This is a genomic window from Paraglaciecola sp. G1-13 (genome assembly GCF_055809255.1).
This window is the reverse complement of record NZ_CM147903.1, coordinates 3,264,292-3,283,171: the sequence shown is the minus strand read 5'-3', so window position 1 is coordinate 3,283,171 and position 18,880 is coordinate 3,264,292. Positions and strand designations below refer to the sequence as shown.

Below are 18,880 nucleotides of genomic sequence, written 5' to 3'. Positions count from 1 at the left end.
AAGACTGTGATCGATAGTCACTGTCACTTAGATTTCCCCGCTTTTGATCTCGATCGCGACCAAGTGTTGCAAAAATGTGCTCAGCTCGGGGTTAATTCAATTGTCATTCCAGGCACTCAAGCAAGGCTGTGGCCACGGCAAGTTTCACTGTGCGAGTCGTACTCGCAGCTTAAGTTCGCGTTAGGTTTGCACCCCTACTTTTTGCACAATTACCGCAGTGAGCAATTACAACTGTTGGACCAACAGCTATCCTTGCACCAAGGTAAGGTCGTTGCCGTTGGAGAAATTGGTTTGGATTTCAGTCTGCCCACTGACGAAGTGCTGCAGGAGGGAGTGTTTAGTGAACAGCTTAATTTGGCTCACCAGCATCGGCTACCTGTCATTGTGCACCATAGGCAATCTCATAATGCGTTGATTAGGCTGCTAAAAAAAAGTAAGTTTTGTAATGGCGGCATTATTCATGCTTTTTCGGGTAGCCTTCAAGAAGCACGGACGTATATTGACCTAGGCTTTAAGTTAGGCATTGGCGGCACCATTACCTATCCTAGAGCGAAGAAAACACGCGCAGTGATCGCTCAAGTTCCCCTTTCGAGCTTGGTGTTAGAAACCGACGCTCCTGATATGCCTATTAATAGTAAACAAGGTGAACGTAACAGCCCGAGCTATTTACCGATTATCTTGAATGCACTTCAAGCTTTGAGAACGGAACCTGAAAACGACGTTAAGCAGGCATGTTGGCAAAACACCCTTGATATCTTGCCCAATATATTAAACTAATGAGTGACTTTTTCAGCGTCGCTGGGATGAATATAACGCCGGTAACGTACTTTATAGAAAATTCGCGTCATTAGCAGGGCTGCTAAGGCAGCTAAGATACCGAGTACTTGAGTCTGCTGACGCAGTTGGCTTTGATATTCACTGTGCAGTGCCATGACAGTCTGTTCGTTTAACAATAAGCGAACATATCCATAAATCTGCTTTTCTACTCGAATATCTCTAACAAATACTAAGGGCGTATTCTGTTCATTAGATTGGTATTGAGCGACGATAGAACTTTCAACACCTTGTTGCGCCACCTGTTGGCCGTATTGATCATAAACAGCAACCGCGTCTACGTGGGGATCGTTGAGTAATATTTTTAGCACTTGATCAATCCGCGCTTCATCTCTATCGATTAGAGGTTGGGCAATAATTTGGCTACTGATTAACCCTAAGCTATTACCTAATTGAGTACTTTGTTTACTCTGCCAATTCTGCGCATTATCGTTATCCACGAACCACAGGTTCACGAACAGTAATACCATCACGATAACAATGATCAGATTAATGATACGCTTGAATATTGAGTAGCGACTATGAATGTGTAAGTCGGCTGTATGTAGAAGTGATTTTGCCATGCTCATATTGCGAGACAATAAGGGAAGCGCGTCTCTTTGCCAAGAAATTTCGCGCGTAAAGCACAAAATTCGACTCCCTTTGGGGATCATTAACCGTTAAACTTGATGAAATTTACAGAATGGTTAATTAAGCGTAATTGATCCTTCTTTCTCTTAGGTGCAAGCGTTGAAAGAGACCTAGGAAGGCTATATCTTGATCACGCTGTCTTTAGATCATAATTAGGAAAACAATGATATCTGTTAAGAATTTGTCGAAATCGTTCGGTCATTTTTCTGCGGTCGAGGATCTCAACTTTGACGTCAAACCTGGAGACATAGTCGGTTTTTTGGGGCCAAACGGCGCCGGTAAGTCTACCACTATGAAAATGCTCACGGGTTTCTTGCAGCCGACTCACGGTAGTATTGATATTTTTGATATGTCTATCTCGCAGCATACGAAGGACATTCAGGAACGAATTGGTTATTTACCAGAAGGTGCACCAGCCTACGGCGATATGACGACTTATCAGTTTCTAAAATTTATTGCCGAGGTCCGAGGATTTAGGGGTAAAGAAAAGGAACAACGCATTCGAAACGTCATCGAAAAAATTGAGTTACAAGAGGTCGTCAATCGACCTATTGAGAACTTATCAAAGGGCTTTAAACGACGCGTTGGTCTTGCTCAGGCATTGATTCATGACCCGGATATATTGATCCTAGACGAGCCTACTGACGGTCTCGACCCGAATCAGAAACATCAAGTACGCGAGTTAATCACACAACTTGCCCAAGACAAAATAGTCATCATTTCCACTCACATTTTAGAAGAAGTCACGGCTGTGTGTAACCGTGTGATGATCATCGCTAAAGGAAAGCTGTTGTTTGATGATACGCCTTTAAGATTGCAGCAGCGGTCGCGTTATTATCAAGCGGTTACGATCCATTTAAGTTATCTAGCTGATATCTCTGGTTTAGCGGAGTTAGAAGGGGTAGCTGAAATGGAGGTCGAGCAAAAAACAGGTCACGTCACGCTTTTTCCTGAACCGGGACAACATATATTGCATGAGGTCACTGCTCATGTGCAGCGTGCGAAATTACCCGTGGATACTTTGTTTATTGAGCAAGGTCGTTTAGACCAAGTCTTTAGAGATTTGACAACGGAGGTTGCTTAGCTGTGGCACATATTTTTATTTTGTTTAAACGGGAGTTTGCAGGTTACTTTGCCTCACCTGTCGCCTACGTCTTTATCGGCATTTTCTTAGTGCTATCTTCGGTCTTTGCTTTCTTTATCGGCGGTTTTTATGAGCGAGGCCAAGCTGATTTATTGGCCTTCTTCAATTTTCATCCTTGGTTATATTTGTTCTTGGTACCCGCTATCGCCATGCGTAGTTGGGCCGAAGAGCGCAAAAGTGGCAGTATAGAATTATTAATGACCTTACCCGTGAGCACTTGGCAGGTAACATTAGGTAAATTTTTAGCAGCCTGGAGCGTTTTAGGATTAGCCTTAATTTTGACTTTTCCATTGTGGCTAACGGTTAATTATCTCGGACAGCCTGATAATGGCATCATTGTCGCGGCATACTTAGGGAGTTGGTTGATGGCGGGCGCTTTTTTGGCTATCGGCATGTGTATGTCTGCCTTGTCCAAGAATCAAATTATCGCCTTTATTCTGGCTATTGTGGTGTGTTTTTTGTTCGTCGTCAGTGGCAGTTCGATCGTATTGGATTCATTTAAAGGCTGGGCACCTTCGCTATTACTCGATACTGTGGCGTCATTTAGCTTCTTGACCCATTTTGAAGCGATGGCAAAAGGCGTGATAGCACTAAATGATTTGGGGTACTTCTTGCTCGTGACAATGGCTTGGCTGTACGCAGGTTTACTTATTATTGAACAAAAGAAGGCGGATTAACCATGTCTACTCGATTTATTACTTGGTTAAGCATGCTCTTTATCGCAATACTGTTTTGCGCCTTAGTTTTACTGAATAATCAGTTGCTTAGCGTATATCGTGTCGATTTAACTGAGAACAATGTTTATTCTTTGTCGCAAGGTAGTCAGCAAATTTTAACGGAAATTGATGAGCCGTTGAATCTGTACTTTTTCTTCTCCGACAAAGCATCAAAGAATATGACGACTTTGCGTAATTACGCGGTGCGGGTACAAAGTTTACTTGAAGAATATGCTGGGCGTTCCAACGGTAAAATTAAACTGCATATTCTTGACCCCGAACCTTTTTCTGAAAAAGAGGATAGGGCAGATCAGTTTGGACTCACAGGCGCAAACATCGGTACCGCCGGAGAAGCGATTTATTTAGGGTTGGGCGCAACAAATGCGCTAGATGACCAGCAAGTGATTGCGTTCTTTGATCCTCAGCAGGAGCGATTTTTAGAGTACGAAATCAGTAAATTGATTTATCAACTGGTTAATCCTAAGCAAGTTAAAGTGACGTTATTAACTGATTTGCCAGTGGCAGGCGGACAAAATCCGATGACGGGTGAGTTCGAACAACCGTGGACCTTTTATACACAGTTACAGCAACTATATGTCGTCGATAAAATCGGCAGCGATGCGACAGAGTTACCTAAAGGTACCGATGTGTTAATTGTCGCTCACCCAAAAAATTTAAGCGACGAGTTATTATACGCCATCGATCAATACACGATGAAAGGTGGAAGAGCCCTGATTTTTGTTGATCCGCATAATGAATCAGATCAAATGAGCATGCTTGTGGGGTCAGGCATGGGAGCGAACAGTTCGAACCTTTCTCGTTTGTTTAAAGCATGGGGCGTTAACTACGACGAGCAGCACGTCTTGCTCGATGCTTATGCAGGCTTAGATGTGCGCACCCAAAGCGGTGATGTTGCTAGGCACTTCGGTTTTGTGGGCTTTAGCGCCAATGAACTGAACGATAAAGACGTAACCACTTCAAATTTAGATTTGATTAATGGGGCGTCTTTTGGGGTTTTTAAAAAAGGCGCTAGTACAGGCCTGCGCTGGGCTACGCTTATTCATTCAACTCAAAATTCAGATCTGATCGATAGTGCATTATACGCACAGACAAGAGAGCCTTTAGCGTTAAGTCAGGAATATACAAGCAGTAATCAAGAGTATGTGTTGGCCACGAGGATCACAGGAAATGCAAAGTCGGCTTTCGAGTTGCCGCCAGAGGGCATTGAAAGCGAAGGAGCTTTATCCAGCACAAGAGACTTAAATGTAATGTTAGTGGGTGATACCGATTTACTATCAGACAGATTTTGGGTGCAGCAATCATCATTTTTTGGTCAAACCATTACCACGCCATTTGCCAACAACGGTGATTTCGTCACCAACGCGGTTGAGAATCTTGCAGGCAGTGATGCACTCATAAGCATTCGAAGTCGAGGCACTTTTGCACGGCCTTTTGATAAGGTTGAGCAGCTCAAATTGGTCGCGGAGCAAAAATTCCGAGAGCAGGAAAAAATACTTCAACAACAGTTGGAAGAGGCCGAGTTGCAGTTGGCGCAATTGCAAGAGCAGCAAGGTGAGGGGGGGGCGTTAGTCATTTCTTCGCAGCAGCAAAAAGCCATTGACGATTTTATGACTCAGAAAATTGAAATACGCAAATCCCTGCGAGAAGTGCGTCACCAGTTAGATAAGGATATTGAAACCTTGGGCAACCTTATTAAGTTCACCAACATTGTTATTGCTCCATTAGTGTTAGTGCTATTACTGATGGGGGTTAGGCGTTTGTCACGTAGTCGCTACAAGGCTAAAAATACGTCGCCCGTTGCAGGTGCTGGGGAGCCATCATGAATCGTTCTCTAATAGTATTAGGCGTACTTACTGTATTGGCGTGTGGGGCAGGTTATTGGCTTTTGCATCACGACCTTAGCTCTCAAGATGCAGCAGATATGGCACTTCCATCACTGAATGAAAATGCAGCTTTTGTAGATCGTATCACTTTGACAAATGCCACAGGTGTTTTACTTAATGCTCGGCGCGAGGGTGATCGTTGGCAGACAGAAGTCTATGCTGACAATGGTGTACAAGTGGGGATGTTTCCAGTAGACCGAGAGAAGCTGGCTACATTAGTGAATGCGCTTTCCCAAGCTGAGTTAATCGAACCAAAAACAGCCAAAGCGATTTATTATCACCATTTAGGCTTACAAGATATTTCAGCCGAAGACAGCTTAGCCACCTTAGTTTCGCTTGGCGGTAACGGTAAATCTTGGCAAGTATTAGTAGGCAATCAATCTTCAGTAGGCAATAGAAGTTACATGCGTATACCCAAGCAGTCGCAAGCGTGGCTAAGCGACCGCGGGATAAACTTGCCCATGACGAATAGTGAATGGTTACAGCAGCCTATCTTACCGTTTGATGAAACGGATTTATCCAGTATTTCCCGCGTCGATGGCGATACGTGGCAGATTGTGAGAGCCGGCCCAGATGAGTCATTTTTGTTAACTGGTCGAGGGCAGAATCAAGCGCTTAAGTACGCTGGGGTATTAGATGCCGTCGCTCTTAATCTTGCCGGCTTGCACTTCGAGCAGCTTTTGCCTTTATCAACACATCAATGGGAAACGTTAACGCCAATGTTAACGTTAGATGTGAACACGGCCTATGGACACGCGTTTCGAGTTGAACTTGCGCAAACGCAAGACAACGCGTATTTACGTGTTGCCAATGCGACTCCGACTGATTATTGGGCTGATTGGATTTATCAAATACCGAAATTCAATGCTGAACAATTGAATAAAAACCTAAATGACTTTTTACTTGAACAAGCGCAAGAAGAAGCACAAGAACCGATACGCTCTTATCCTATTGATGAAGGTGAATCACCTAAGTAAGTCGATAGAACTTAACAGCGTTAGCCAAATAAGGCAGTGTACTCTGACTTATTTAACAGGGTTCAGGCGCTGCATGACTTGTTGCCAATATTCGTTGCCTAACTGGCGTGCTTTGGCGATATTTCGTGTTGGGATATTTTCAGGATCAGGAAAGGTTTTTAACACCCGCTCAAGGCTACTCTCTCGCAGCACATGCAAAATAGGATAGGGAGCTCGATTCGTATAGTGGGACAAATCCTCTAGAGGCTCGCCCTCAAAACAATAATCCGGATGAAAGCTGGCAAGCTGAAACTCACCAGCGTATCCCCCTTTGTCGATGAGCGCTTGACTCATTTCAACCAAATTTAGGTAGTCATCGAAGGATTTGAAACCTGAGCTGAAAATAATCAAGCTGGTCTCAATGGTATTATTTTCTTCCAGTGTTTGAAGCTCAGCCAGAAATTGTTCCGTAGCATCTGCTAATGAATACGCGTCGCTTACCGTATACTTAATGCTATTGCGCTCAAATTCACGTTTCGCGAAAGGGCAAAAGTTATGGCCAATGATGATGTCACTCAACCAAGTGCGAATGGATTGAATGACATCAGGGTGGTGTGCACAGATATTCACGTGACGCAGGTATACCTTAGTTTGAGTGGTACTTAACGTAAGCTTCTAACGTATTTTCGATAAGGCTCGCGACTGTCATGGGGCCTACGCCTCCAGGAACCGGTGTTATCCAGCCTGCTCGTTGCTCCGCAGTCGCGTAATCCACATCGCCAATGAGTGTGCCATCTGTTTGACGATTAATACCTACATCGATCACAATTGCGCCTGGTTTAATCCATTCACCTGGTATAAATGCAGAAATACCCACGGCCACCACTATTAAGTCAGCCCGCTCAACATGAGACTGTAAATCTTTAGTGAATTTGTGGCAGCTAGTGACTGTGCAGCCCGCAAGTAATAATTCCATAAACATAGGTCGGCCAACAATATTTGAGGCACCTACGATAACCGCATCTAAACCTTTTATTGGACGTTTAGTCGACTCGATGAGAGTCATAATGCCTTTAGGGGTACAAGGGCGCAGTGCTGGGATACGCTGAGCCAAGCGGCCAATATTGTAAGGGTGGAAACCGTCTACATCTTTATGCGGTAATATCCGTTCAAGAACTTGTTCCTTGTCTAAGCCTGCGGGTAAAGGTAGTTGCACTAATATGCCGTCAATTTCCTCATCTGCATTTAAAGTATCGATAAGTTCGAGCAGCTTCTGTTGTGACGTCGTTGAAGGTAAGTCGTAGGATTTAGAAACAAAGCCTACTTCTTCGCAGGCTCTGCGCTTGTTGGTCACATAGACATGGGATGCCGCATCGCTACCTACTAAAACGACAGCTAAGCCGGGGGGGCGTTTACCCGAAGAAACAATAGATTCAACATGAGATTTTACGTGCTGACGCACCTGTTGAGCGATTAATTTACCATCAATTTTTTGAGCAGGCATAGTATAAAGTAACTGAAAGACTAGGGGGCTGTATTGTCACATACTGTACCAGATTCAACAATCGGACTTGTGCTAATTAGTAAATAGTATCGAATCTGCTTGCCCCTTTGCGGCTTCTAAACAAAGATATGCGTCTACGTAATTTAATCTCTTTATAAAGGTGTGTGGTTTGGAACTCTCTCCAGTAGAAATTTTTGGTTATTGTGCGTCAGCGGTAATTGCTTATTCTTTAACGCGCAGTTCGATTGTACGTCTGCGTTGGTTCAATTTAGCGGGAGCATCGTCATTTTGCTTATACGGTATTATTATCCAGGCTTACCCAGTGGCGATATTAAATGGCTTTATCACCCTGACGAATTTGTTTTTTCTGCGCAGGCTACTGTTTGATGTTGAGCGTCAATTTTCAGTCCTTGCTGTGAGTCGCCCATCAAATTACGTGGATTTCTTTCTGGATTACCACAAACAAGAAATCAAACACCTGTTTCCGCGCTTTATGAAAGTCTCAGCCGACCCGCGTCGCGCTTATTTTTTTCTTACTGAGCGAACCGAGGTCGTAGGTATGTTGTCAGGCTTTAGCGAAGAAGGTGGTCAGTTTGTGGTTGATTTTGATTTCGTGATCCCCGCTTATCGTGATTGTCACCTCGGTGAATACGTAATTGGTAAGGGGCAGCAACTCGCAAAACAGTTTGGATATACAGAAATAGTGGCACTGGCTGACAGTTATGAACATGAAAATTACTTAAATCGCATTGGGTTTAGTCCAAAAAAGAACGGCAGGTGGACATTTGATGGCGAAAAATAAGCTTGTTCTAGGATTGTTAGCATGGAATTTGAAGAAATGAGTGATGAGTAGCTATCATTCGATACGAAAGAATTGACGGCGTATCAGTGTGATTAATGCTCATTTTGTTTGATTCGCAGTCATATTGCTAAAAAAAGCAGCAGTCAGTAAATTTCTTTTAAAAAAGTGTTTGACGCCAGAAATACATCTGTTTACTATGCGCTCCCCGTTGAGAGACAGAGAATAACTCTTCGGGTTGTTAAGTCGGTGAGTAGCGCAGCTTGGTAGCGCACTTGGTTTGGGTCCAAGGGGTCGCAGGTTCGAATCCTGTCTCACCGACCACTTTCTCTAAAATTGTAACAGATTCGTAGAGCGCCCGTAGCTCAGCTGGATAGAGCACCCGCCTTCTAAGCGGGTGGTCGCAGGTTCGAATCCTGCCGGGCGCACCACGCGAACCTGGCAACAATGTTAGCTTTGGTGGGCGTAGCTCAGTTGGTAGAGCCCCGGATTGTGATTCCGGTTGTCGTGGGTTCGAGCCCCATCGTCCACCCCACTTGCGGAAGTGGTGAAATTGGTATACACGCTGGATTTAGGTTCCAGTGCCTTAGGGCGTGAGAGTTCAAGTCTCTCCTTCCGCACCATCTTTGTTATTTATATCTCAGTTACATTTCGTTTTACTCTCTTTATATCCTCTATTTCTGACTATACTTCTTCGTTAATTTTTTGAATTAAACTATTTCGCATTTCGGCTCGACTTAAAGTAGCTGTATCGCTATACTGCTGCGTCTTTTTTATCCGGATAGGCGAGAAGATAAATAGGTCAACTCGCGATTGCATGGGTGGATTAAGTTTACCTTGGTCGAATCCCACCGATAAAAAAACCCATCAAAAATTTTATAAATGCGCAGACGAGCGCAAAGTTGAGGTAGAAGAATGCAAGTTTCCGTTGAGACGACTCAAGGTTTAGAACGCCGTCTTACCATCACTGTTCCTGCAGAATCAATTGATTCACAGGTTAAGTCTCGCTTACAACAGTTAGCTAAGACCCAACGTATTAATGGTTTTCGCCCAGGTAAAGTTCCAGTAAGCGTTATTAAAAAACGTTATGGTCAAGCCGTACGTCAAGAGATTGCTGGCGAAGCTATGCAGCGCAACTTCTATGAAGCAATCGTTCAAGAAAAAATTACGCCAGCAGGCATGCCTAACTTCGAAATGAAGACAGACGTTGACGGACAAGACTTAGAGTTTGTTGCTGCGTTTGAAGTTTATCCTGAGGTGGAAGTCAAAGACGTTGAGAAAATCGAAGTAGAGAAACCAGTAGTAGAAATTACTGATGCTGATCTTGAAACGATGATGGAAACGTTGCGCAAACAGCACGCTACTTGGAAAGAAGTAAAGCGTAAATCTAAGAAAGATGACCGCGTGACGGTAGATTTCGTTGGTACTATCGACGGTGAAGAGTTTGAAGGCGGTAAAGCTGAAAACTTCGAACTCGAAATGGGCAAAGATCGTATGATCCCTGGTTTTGAAAAGCCAATTGTTGGCGCTAAAGCCGGCGAAGAAGTTGTTGCTGACGTGACCTTCCCTGAAGATTACCATGCAGAAGCACTTAAGGGTAAAGAAGCCCAATTCAAAATTACTGTTAACAAAGTAGAAGGTCTTAGCCTTCCTAAAGTTGACGAAGAGTTTGCTAAATTGTTTGGTGTAGAAGACGGCGACGTTGAAGCACTTAATGCTGAAGTACGCAAAAACATGCAACGTGAACTTGAGCAAACGTTGAAAGCTAACGTAAAAGAGCAAGTTATCGAAGGTTTGTTGGCAAACAACGAAATTGACTTGCCTAAAGCATTGGTTGATCAAGAAATTAACGCCCTACGTGAGCAAGCTAAGCAGCGCTTCAGCCAGCAACAAGGTGGTAATGTTGATAATCTTCCTGAGCTTCCAGCTGACTTGTTCCAAGAAAACGCTCGTAAGCGTGTTTCAATTGGCTTGTTGCTTGGCGAAATCATCAAAACTGAAGAGTTGAAAGTAGACTCTGCTAAGGTTGATGCATTGATCGAAACAGCGGCTTCAGCGTACGAAGATCCTCAAGAAGTGATTGAGTACTACAAAACTAATGACGAATTGATGCAGCAAATGCAAAATGTCGCGTTAGAAGAGCAAGCTGTTGAAGTGCTTCTTAGCAAAGCAAATGTGAAAGAAGTAAACAAAGCTTTTGATGAGATCATGAACAAACAGGCGTAATTTGCCCTTTGTTAATTGACTTATCTAGTCTGCAACTGCTTAAATGCTCGGTAAATACCGAGCATTTTTATTTGTGAAGAAATATATATGATGAATACACCGTTTGATCCTACAAATGCATTAGTACCTATGGTGGTTGAACAAACCGCTAAAGGCGAGCGCTCTTATGATATTTATTCACGCTTGCTAAAAGAGAACGTCATTTTCATGGTTGGCCAAGTCGAAGACCATATGGCTAACCTTATCGTCGCACAGATGTTATTTTTAGAAGCTGAAAATCCAGAAAAGGATATTTTCCTTTACATCAACTCTCCTGGCGGTTCAGTGACAGCCGGTATGGCGATTTACGACACCATGAACTTTATTAAACCTGATGTCAGCACAGTGTGCATCGGTCAGGCGGCTAGTATGGGCGCATTTTTGTTGTCTGGTGGTGCGAAAGGTAAGCGTTACTGTCTACCGAATGCCCGCGTTATGATCCATCAGCCGTTGGGCGGATTCCAAGGTCAGGCGTCTGATTTTGAAATTCATGCCAAAGAAATCCTGTCAATTAAAGAGAAAATGAATCGCTTGATGGCGGCTCATACGGGTCAAGACTACGATAAAGTAGCTCGTGATACCGACAGAGATAATTTCTTAAGCGCGCAGGAATCTGTGGATTACGGTTTAGTGGATCAAGTACTCGCTAACAGACCGGATGCTAGCAATAGCGACGCTAAGAAGTAATTAGTTATTGTTGATTTTGTTTAGTGCGCCCATTTGCAAGGAAAGAGCATTAAAGCGCACTAGGTCAACCAAATAAAGAAGAGATAATAGATGAGTGATAAGCAAAGCGGAGATGGCGATAACAAGCTACTTTATTGTTCTTTTTGTGGGAAAAGCCAGCATGAAGTGAGAAAGCTCATCGCTGGCCCGTCAGTTTTTGTATGCGATGAATGCGTTGAATTATGTAATGACATTATTCGCGAAGAGATCAAAGAAATCGCTCCGAAGCAAAAGCAAGACGAGCTTCCTACACCGAAAGAGATCCACAGTCATCTGGATGATTATGTCATCGGTCAAGAACACGCCAAGAAGGTGCTTTCCGTCGCAGTATATAACCACTATAAACGATTGCGTAATGGTGACGTGCATGACGGTGTTGAACTAGGTAAAAGTAATATTTTGCTAATGGGCCCAACAGGTAGTGGTAAAACCTTGCTCGCTGAAACACTAGCTCGTTTATTAGATGTTCCATTTACGATGGCCGATGCGACTACTCTGACCGAAGCGGGTTATGTTGGTGAAGATGTAGAGAATATCATTCAGAAGTTATTGCAAAAATGCGACTACGATGTTGAAAAGGCGCAGCGCGGAATCGTTTATATCGATGAAATCGACAAGATCTCTCGTAAGTCAGATAACCCATCGATTACACGAGATGTATCCGGTGAGGGCGTGCAGCAGGCTTTGCTTAAGCTGATTGAAGGCACCATTGCGTCTGTTCCGCCGCAAGGTGGACGTAAACATCCTCAACAAGAGTTTTTGCAAGTCGATACCTCTAAAATTCTGTTTATCTGTGGTGGGGCATTTGCGGGGCTTGATAAAGTCATTGAACAACGCGCGCATACAGGCACCGGTATTGGTTTTGGTACAGCAATTAAAGACAGCAGCAACAAGTCGAAAGAAGGCGAGTTGTTGAAAAAAGTTGAGCCGGAGGATTTGGTCAAATACGGTCTAATTCCTGAGTTTATCGGGCGTTTGCCTGTTCTGACCAGTCTTGAAGAGTTGAGTGAAGAAGCACTTATTCAAATTTTGCGTGAGCCGAAAAACTCTCTTACGAAACAATATGCGGCTTTATTCTCTTTAGAAGATACTGAGTTAGAGTTTAGAGAAGATGCTTTGCAAGCGATAGCTAAGAAAGCGATGTCACGTAAAACAGGTGCTCGTGGTCTGCGTTCAATTGTTGAGGCAGTGTTACTCGACACAATGTACGAGTTACCTTCTATGTCGAACGTAAGCAAAGTGGTAATCGATGAAACTGTCATTCGTGGGGAATCAAAACCGATTCTAATTTACGATAGTGCAGCGGATAAAAAATCCATTTCGGAATAACCAATGCGTTATAAATAGTAAAGGCTCCTAAGGGAGCCTTTTCATTTTCTATTATCAGATTTATCTCCAATCTTCCCCCTCATCTTCACGGATACACTTTTTTCGCTTCACTTTTTATGCTCTATTAGTGGTATAGAATGAACAGCTAATGAGGTTAGTTTCAGTTTTTCGTTTGAACTTTTTGTGCTAAGCCCCATATACAATTTCATTGCGAAGATTTTCCTTTTTATTACACGAGACAATATATGACCAAAGAGAATGTTGATTACACAGAAATGCCGGTCTTGGCATTACGTGATGTGGTGGTTTATCCGCATATGGTTATTCCCTTATTTGTCGGTCGCGAGAAGTCGATACGTTGCTTAGAAGCCGCGATGGATAAAGACAAACAAATATTTTTAGTCGCGCAAAAAGACGCCAGTACCGATGAGCCACAGCCTGATGATATTTTTACTGTCGGCACCATAGCGACCATTTTGCAGCTGTTAAAGTTACCAGACGGCACGGTGAAAGTGTTGGTAGAAGGTAATCAGCGTGCTCAAATTGCTGAATTTGTCAGCACCGATGATTTTTTCATCGCAAATATTTCGAATAAAGACGACCTTGAAGTCGAAGAGAATGAGCAAGAAGTCATTATTCGCTCAGCGATTTCTCAGTTTGAAGGGTATGTAAAACTTAATAAGAAGATCCCACCTGAAGTACTGACTTCGTTAAGCGGGATTGAGCAAGCTGCTCGCCTAGCCGATACCATGGCAGCGCATATGCCCCTTAAATTAGCTGAAAAGCAAAAAGTATTAGAAATGGATCAGGTTAACGATCGTCTTGAATACTTGATGGCATTGATGGAAAGTGAAATAGATTTGCTGCAGGTCGAGAAAAAAATTCGTACCCGCGTTAAGAAACAGATGGAGAAGAGTCAGCGCGAGTATTATTTGAATGAGCAAATGAAAGCCATCCAAAAAGAACTCGGTGAACTAGACGAAGCGCCTGACGAATTTGAAGCGCTAAGCAAAAAAATCGACGACGCTAAGATGCCAGAAGAAGCTAAGAAAAAAGCAACGACCGAACTTAGCAAATTAAAAATGATGTCACCTATGTCTGCCGAAGCCACCGTTGTGCGTAGCTACATCGATTGGCTAACCAATGTGCCTTGGACTAAACGCAGTGCAGTGAAGAAAGATTTAGCTGCCGCTGATAAGTTGCTTGATACGGAGCACTACGGGCTCGAAAAGGTCAAAGAACGTATTATTGAGTATCTAGCAGTTCAACAACGCGTTAGAAAGCTCAAGGGACCAATATTATGCTTAGTGGGCCCTCCAGGGGTGGGTAAAACCTCACTGGGACAGTCTATTGCCAAAGCAACAGGGCGCAAATACGTGCGCATGGCGTTAGGTGGTGTTCGTGATGAAGCAGAAATACGCGGCCACAGACGTACTTACATCGGCTCTATGCCGGGTAAGTTGATCCAGAAAATGGCAAAAGTGGGGGTGAAAAATCCACTGTTTTTACTTGATGAAATCGACAAAATGTCTTCTGACATGCGTGGAGATCCATCTTCAGCGTTATTAGAAGTGCTTGACCCTGAGCAAAACAGCACGTTTAGTGATCACTACTTAGAAGTTGATTATGATCTGTCTGACGTCATGTTTGTTGCTACGTCGAACAGTATGGACATTCCCGGACCGTTGTTGGACAGAATGGAAGTGATTCGTTTATCTGGCTACACAGAAGATGAAAAACTAAACATCGCCACACGCCACTTACTTGAGAAACAAATCAGTCGAAATGGTTTGAAGAGCAAAGAGTTAGTGATCGAAGAGTCCGCGATCATTGGTATGATCCGTCATTACACGCGTGAAGCGGGTGTGCGTAGCTTAGAGCGGGAAATATCCAAAGTGTGCCGCAAAGCGGTGAAGAATATTTTACTCAACAAAGACATAAAGTCCGTCACTGTCTCTCAAGATAATCTGTCTGAATATTTAGGTGTGCAACGCTTTGATTACGGAAAGGCAGAAAACAATAACCAGGTTGGCCAAGTAACAGGGTTGGCTTGGACTCAGGTCGGTGGGGAGCTATTGACCATTGAGGCGACATCGGTCGTGGGTAAAGGCAAGATGACCTCAACGGGCTCGTTGGGTGATGTTATGCAAGAGTCGATACAAACGGCGATGACGGTGGTGCGTAGCCGAGCTGAAAAGCTGCGTATCAACAGTGATTTTCATGAGAAGCGTGACATTCACGTGCACGTACCTGAAGGAGCAACCCCTAAAGATGGGCCGAGTGCTGGTATTGGCATGTGCACGGCATTGATTTCTGCACTTACGGGCAATCCTGTGCGCTGTGATGTGGCCATGACAGGTGAAATTACTTTACGGGGCGAAGTGCTTGCAATTGGCGGTTTGAAAGAGAAACTGCTGGCAGCACATAGAGGCGGAATAAAAACAGTTATCATTCCGAAAGAGAACGAACGCGATTTACAAGAGATCCCAGATAATGTAAAACAAGACCTGTCAATTCATCCTGTGCGCTGGATTGATGATGTTTTAGAGCTGGCATTACAAGAAAATCCCGAGCGTTTTAGCCTTGAAAAGCCAAGCAAGGGTAAAAAATAGCCACTTACGGCGAATTTTTTTGTTTTTTTTGGAAAATAGGGCTTCACAGAGCAATAAGTTGTGGTAGCCTTTATCCCAGTTTCGCTTTAGGCCTTGTCACAAAAGGGATTGCGGCGATATCTATAAAGTTAAAATTTTGTGAATATATGCTTGAAGTTCGAATTTAAGCTTGGTATAACGTTTGCCGCATTTTTGTTTTGCGGAAACTCAAATAATAACAATTGAAGGGGATCATATTGTGAATAAGTCTCAACTTATCGACCAAATCGCTGCAAGTGCAGACATTTCTAAAGCAGCTTCAGGACGTGCACTAGATGCATTGACTGATGCTATTACTGCAGCACTTAAGGAAGGTGATCAAGTTGCTCTTGTAGGTTTCGGTACATTCTCAGTACGTGAGCGTGCAGCTCGTAGTGGTCGTAATCCACAAACTGGCGAAACTATTCAAATCTCAGCAGCTAAAGTTCCGTCTTTCAAAGCGGGTAAAGCCCTTAAAGACGCTTGTAACTAAGCAAAGCTTTTCCAAAAAAAAGGCGATGATTTATCATCGCCTTTTGTTTATCTGCTGTTAATTATGATTACGTTTAATATATAATCCTGCCTCTTTAGGTCAACACGCCCTAATAACTAGTAAAAAAATTCAGCTTATCTAAAGCAACTCATTTGGAGTTAAAAACGAACATGTTGGAAAGAATCAGAGAGGGAACCCAGGGCACTTGGGCCATGGCTATCCTAGGATTGGTGATTTTAAGTTTTGTATTTGCCGGTGTCGGTAGCTATATCAATTCTTCTGCCGAAACTGCGGCAGCTAAAGTTAACGATGACACTATTTCTCAAGCCGATTTAGAACGCGCCTATCAAAACGAACGCGGACGCATGGAGTCACAATACGGTGAAGCATTTGCTGCATTGACCGCCGATAGTGCTTATTTGCAACAATTTAGGCAGGGTGTTTTAGACCGTTTAATCGGCGACAAACTTCTTGAGCAAGCAGCCATTGATATGGGCTTACGCGTCAGCGATGCACAAATCAAGCAAGCGATTGTCGCAATGCCAGAGTTTCAATTTGACGGCAAATTCGATAATGAGCGTTACACCGCCGTTTTACGTCAAGCTGGCTTTCAGCCAAACGAATTTCGCGATTATATGCGGGTTGACATGACTCGTCGTCAACTTTCAAATGCATTACTAGGCTCAGAGTTCACGTTAGCAGCTGAAACCACACAGGCTTATAAGCTTCAACAGCAAACGCGAGATGCGCGCTACTTAACCATACCTGCCGAATCCTTCAAAGATGGTATTAACGTATCTGACGATGACGTTGAGAACTATTATCAAGCCAACATCACTCAATTTGATACCGAGCAAAAAGTGAGCTTGGCCTATGTGGAATTGTCAGTAGACGACTTATTAACCGACATTGTTGTTTCAGATGATGAAGCACTGCAATACTACGAACAAAATATACAAGATTTTAGAACCCAAGAAGAACGCCGCGCTTCACACATTCTTATAGAATTCGACGATGATGAGCAAGGCGCTCGTCAGCAAGCCGAAGATGTCTTGTCTAAAATTAACGACGGTGGTGACTTTGCCGAACTCGCCAAAGAGTATTCTAGTGATACATTTAGTGCTGAGAATGGCGGCGATTTGGATTGGTTTAGCGCAGGTATGATGGATCCAGCATTTGAAGAAGCGACTTTCGCACTGGCCAATGTTGGTGATGTCTCTAGTGTGGTAGAAAGCGAATTTGGTTACCACATCATCAAACTAACAGATATAAAGCCTGAAGAGACAAGCCCATTCACAGACGTGAAAGAAGACGTGATCGCCAAGCTTAAATCTGAACGCGCTGAAGAAGAGTTCTATGCCAAGCAATTACGCATGGCTGAAGTCGCTTTTGAAACGCCTGATACACTTGATGAAGTGGCAGCTATCGCTGAGGTTGATGTCAACACAACCGTGATGTTTAGCCAAGACAGTGTTCCAGCAGCGGTTAATTATCCTAACGTTGTTGCTCAAGCATTCTCTGATGAGCTGATTAACGATCAAGTAAACAGCGATGTAATCGAGCTAGGCGACAATCACGTTATGTTCGTGCGCGTTGCTAATTACGAAGCTCAGCGTACTAAAGCCCTTGAAGAAGTATCACCTGAAATTAATGATATTTTATTGGCTGAGCAAGCACAGCAAGCAGCTAAAGAGTGGGCCGAAACTTTATTAGTTGATATTAAAGCTGAGCAGGACGTCAGCGAAAGCTTGCAAGCTAAAGCCGTTGAGTGGCAGGAGCAGGAAGCGGTTGCAAGAAGTGGCTCTCAGATTTCTCCAGCCTTAGTGACAGCTTTGTTCAAATTGACTGAGGACAAAGAATCAAACGCGCAAGTGGTTGAGCTGTTCAATGGCGATGTCGGTTTAGTTCAGCTAATGAAAGTTAATGATGGCGCTGAGTTACCAAGCACAGAGGTAGCAGCGTTACAAAATAGATTATCTACAATGCGAGCACAGTTCACCTATGGTGAGTTTGTTAATGCACTGCGCGAACAAGCAGATGTAGAAATTTACTAAGCGTTATCTGAAAGATAAAAAAGGAGCTTCGGCTCCTTTTTTGTTGTTTTCTTTTTCGTTTTTTTAATATTTTTTATGTGGCTGTTAACCACAGCATCACCGTATAGAAGGCCGCGATAATAGCGGAGAAAACCAAGATATAGATGAAGCCTTGTTTCCCCTGGCGCAATGAAAATCCTCGTAGTCTGAGGTAAGCAAACCATAACAAACATAAAATAAGTGGCAGTAAAAAAAGTAGGCGAAGCACCGTTTCTCCTTATTATTGGTTTTCCTGTAGATTGCTATCATAAACAGTTTGTCGCTTCGAATATACGTCAATCTAAAGTCCCTCGGGCATTGAACAACGAAGTTTTAATTCCTCGGCAGATTAATTTCGTGATTTGTTGGGCTTTTGCCAAGGAAACGCATATAATCCGCGCGAATTTTTAATCGCCCTTTTTTTATTTTGTAATCGGAGACCAATCATGGCCTTAGAACGTACTTTTTCAATTATCAAACCAGACGCAGTTGCTAAAAATGTAATCGGCGCAATCTACAACCGTTTCGAAAGCGCAGGTCTACGCATTGTTGCCTCTAAAATGCTTCACCTTAGTAAAGAACAAGCTGAAGGTTTCTATGCCGAGCATAGCGAACGTCCTTTCTTCGGCGCTTTGGTTGAATTCATGACTTCAGGTCCAGTAATGGTTCAGGTTTTAGAAGGCGAAAACGCTGTTCTTAAAAACCGTGAAATCATGGGTGCAACTAACCCTGCAGAAGCACTTGCTGGTACATTGCGTGCAGACTACGCTGCATCAATCGACGAAAATGCGTGTCACGGTTCAGATGCGCCTGAGTCAGCGGCACGTGAGATTGCATACTTCTTCTCTGACGAAGAAATCTGCCCACGCACTCGTTAA

At 43.5% G+C, this 18,880-nt stretch carries 16 protein-coding genes and 4 tRNA genes; 17 read left to right on the top strand and 3 right to left on the bottom strand.

Annotated elements, in window-relative coordinates; genetic code table 11:
* Positions 1-6: 6 nt before the first annotated feature.
* A complete protein-coding gene (locus AC0L6N_RS13975; RefSeq protein ID WP_473475301.1) occupies positions 7-777 on the top strand; it encodes a TatD family hydrolase in 771 nt (256 codons plus the stop codon).
* Here the strand turns inward: AC0L6N_RS13975 and AC0L6N_RS13970 are convergent.
* Positions 774-1,397, bottom strand: a complete 624-nt coding sequence (locus AC0L6N_RS13970) for an AhpA/YtjB family protein (protein WP_232283236.1) — start codon at positions 1,395-1,397, stop codon at positions 774-776. The two genes, AC0L6N_RS13975 and AC0L6N_RS13970, sit on opposite strands and share 4 nt — an antisense overlap.
* Before the next feature lie 230 nt (positions 1,398-1,627).
* Between AC0L6N_RS13970 and AC0L6N_RS13965 the strand changes: the two genes are divergently transcribed.
* From AC0L6N_RS13965 to AC0L6N_RS13950, 4 genes are read left to right on the top strand one after another with little or no spacing between them, the layout of a single operon-like run.
* On the top strand, positions 1,628-2,548 hold the full coding sequence (locus tag AC0L6N_RS13965) for an ABC transporter ATP-binding protein (RefSeq protein WP_473475299.1): 921 nt from the start codon (positions 1,628-1,630) through the stop codon (positions 2,546-2,548).
* A gap of 2 nt (positions 2,549-2,550) precedes the next feature.
* Positions 2,551-3,285: an ABC transporter permease gene (locus AC0L6N_RS13960; RefSeq protein WP_011575884.1), complete on the top strand. Its 735-nt coding sequence runs from the start codon at positions 2,551-2,553 to the stop codon at positions 3,283-3,285.
* A gap of 2 nt (positions 3,286-3,287) precedes the next feature.
* Positions 3,288-5,168 (top strand): GldG family protein, encoded by a 1,881-nt coding sequence (locus tag AC0L6N_RS13955; RefSeq protein WP_473475297.1) that lies wholly within the window; start codon positions 3,288-3,290, stop codon positions 5,166-5,168.
* Positions 5,165-6,205, top strand: coding sequence for a DUF4340 domain-containing protein (locus AC0L6N_RS13950; protein ID WP_473475295.1), 1,041 nt, complete (start codon positions 5,165-5,167; stop codon positions 6,203-6,205). The genes AC0L6N_RS13955 and AC0L6N_RS13950 overlap by 4 nt, the downstream gene beginning before the upstream one ends.
* Positions 6,206-6,253: 48 nt before the next feature.
* Here the strand turns inward: AC0L6N_RS13950 and AC0L6N_RS13945 are convergent, their stop codons facing one another.
* Together AC0L6N_RS13945 and folD are read right to left on the bottom strand one after the other, a co-directional pair.
* Positions 6,254-6,814 carry a DUF1415 domain-containing protein gene (locus tag AC0L6N_RS13945; RefSeq protein WP_473475293.1) on the bottom strand — a complete coding sequence of 187 codons (561 nt, stop codon included), beginning with the start codon at positions 6,812-6,814 and terminating at the stop codon, positions 6,254-6,256.
* A 16-nt stretch (positions 6,815-6,830) separates the two neighbouring features.
* On the bottom strand, positions 6,831-7,688 hold the full coding sequence (gene folD / locus AC0L6N_RS13940) for a bifunctional methylenetetrahydrofolate dehydrogenase/methenyltetrahydrofolate cyclohydrolase FolD (protein WP_473475291.1): 858 nt from the start codon (positions 7,686-7,688) through the stop codon (positions 6,831-6,833).
* A 169-nt stretch (positions 7,689-7,857) separates the two neighbouring features.
* On the opposite strand from folD, the gene AC0L6N_RS13935 reads away from it, so the two are divergent.
* The 12 genes from AC0L6N_RS13935 (at position 7,858) to ndk (ending at position 18,880) form a co-directional block, all read left to right on the top strand.
* Positions 7,858-8,490 carry a GNAT family N-acetyltransferase gene (locus AC0L6N_RS13935; protein ID WP_011575879.1) on the top strand — a complete coding sequence of 211 codons (633 nt, stop codon included), beginning with the start codon at positions 7,858-7,860 and terminating at the stop codon, positions 8,488-8,490.
* 244 nt (positions 8,491-8,734) lie between these two features.
* Positions 8,735-8,811 (top strand) — tRNA-Pro (locus tag AC0L6N_RS13930).
* Between the two features lie 30 nt (positions 8,812-8,841).
* A tRNA-Arg gene (locus AC0L6N_RS13925) sits at positions 8,842-8,918 on the top strand.
* Positions 8,919-8,946: 28 nt separating this feature from the next.
* Positions 8,947-9,022, top strand: a tRNA-His gene (locus tag AC0L6N_RS13920).
* A gap of 3 nt (positions 9,023-9,025) precedes the next feature.
* Positions 9,026-9,110, top strand: a tRNA-Leu gene (locus AC0L6N_RS13915).
* 292 nt (positions 9,111-9,402) lie between these two features.
* The gene (tig, locus tag AC0L6N_RS13910) at positions 9,403-10,713 is read left to right on the top strand and encodes a trigger factor (protein ID WP_011575878.1); all 1,311 of its coding nucleotides are present in this window, start codon (positions 9,403-9,405) and stop codon (positions 10,711-10,713) included.
* Positions 10,714-10,800: 87 nt separating this feature from the next.
* The gene (gene clpP / locus AC0L6N_RS13905) at positions 10,801-11,439 is read left to right on the top strand and encodes an ATP-dependent Clp endopeptidase proteolytic subunit ClpP (RefSeq protein ID WP_006993119.1); all 639 of its coding nucleotides are present in this window, start codon (positions 10,801-10,803) and stop codon (positions 11,437-11,439) included.
* Between the two features lie 90 nt (positions 11,440-11,529).
* The gene (gene clpX / locus AC0L6N_RS13900) at positions 11,530-12,807 is read left to right on the top strand and encodes an ATP-dependent protease ATP-binding subunit ClpX (protein ID WP_473475288.1); all 1,278 of its coding nucleotides are present in this window, start codon (positions 11,530-11,532) and stop codon (positions 12,805-12,807) included.
* Positions 12,808-13,052: 245 nt separating this feature from the next.
* Positions 13,053-15,419, top strand: a complete 2,367-nt coding sequence (gene lon / locus AC0L6N_RS13895) for an endopeptidase La (protein WP_473475286.1) — start codon at positions 13,053-13,055, stop codon at positions 15,417-15,419.
* A gap of 220 nt (positions 15,420-15,639) precedes the next feature.
* Entirely contained in the window at positions 15,640-15,930 is a 291-nt protein-coding gene (locus tag AC0L6N_RS13890) for an HU family DNA-binding protein (RefSeq protein ID WP_418889522.1), read from the top strand.
* A gap of 170 nt (positions 15,931-16,100) precedes the next feature.
* On the top strand, positions 16,101-17,984 hold the full coding sequence (locus tag AC0L6N_RS13885) for a SurA N-terminal domain-containing protein (protein WP_473475285.1): 1,884 nt from the start codon (positions 16,101-16,103) through the stop codon (positions 17,982-17,984).
* Positions 17,985-18,448: 464 nt separating this feature from the next.
* Positions 18,449-18,880 carry a nucleoside-diphosphate kinase gene (ndk, locus tag AC0L6N_RS13880; RefSeq protein WP_006993112.1) on the top strand — a complete coding sequence of 144 codons (432 nt, stop codon included), beginning with the start codon at positions 18,449-18,451 and terminating at the stop codon, positions 18,878-18,880.

Coding starts and splice junctions, on each gene's coding strand:
- ndk (WP_006993112.1), top strand. CDS start 18,449: ATGGCCTTAGAACGTACTTTTTCAATTATCAAACCAGACGCAGTTGCT.
- clpP (WP_006993119.1), top strand. CDS start 10,801: ATGATGAATACACCGTTTGATCCTACAAATGCATTAGTACCTATGGTG.
- folD (WP_473475291.1), bottom strand. CDS start 7,688: ATGCCTGCTCAAAAAATTGATGGTAAATTAATCGCTCAACAGGTGCGT.
- lon (WP_473475286.1), top strand. CDS start 13,053: ATGACCAAAGAGAATGTTGATTACACAGAAATGCCGGTCTTGGCATTA.
- AC0L6N_RS13950 (WP_473475295.1), top strand. CDS start 5,165: ATGAATCGTTCTCTAATAGTATTAGGCGTACTTACTGTATTGGCGTGT.
- AC0L6N_RS13965 (WP_473475299.1), top strand. CDS start 1,628: ATGATATCTGTTAAGAATTTGTCGAAATCGTTCGGTCATTTTTCTGCG.
- AC0L6N_RS13885 (WP_473475285.1), top strand. CDS start 16,101: ATGTTGGAAAGAATCAGAGAGGGAACCCAGGGCACTTGGGCCATGGCT.
- tig (WP_011575878.1), top strand. CDS start 9,403: ATGCAAGTTTCCGTTGAGACGACTCAAGGTTTAGAACGCCGTCTTACC.
- AC0L6N_RS13970 (WP_232283236.1), bottom strand. CDS start 1,397: ATGGCAAAATCACTTCTACATACAGCCGACTTACACATTCATAGTCGC.
- AC0L6N_RS13955 (WP_473475297.1), top strand. CDS start 3,288: ATGTCTACTCGATTTATTACTTGGTTAAGCATGCTCTTTATCGCAATA.
- clpX (WP_473475288.1), top strand. CDS start 11,530: ATGAGTGATAAGCAAAGCGGAGATGGCGATAACAAGCTACTTTATTGT.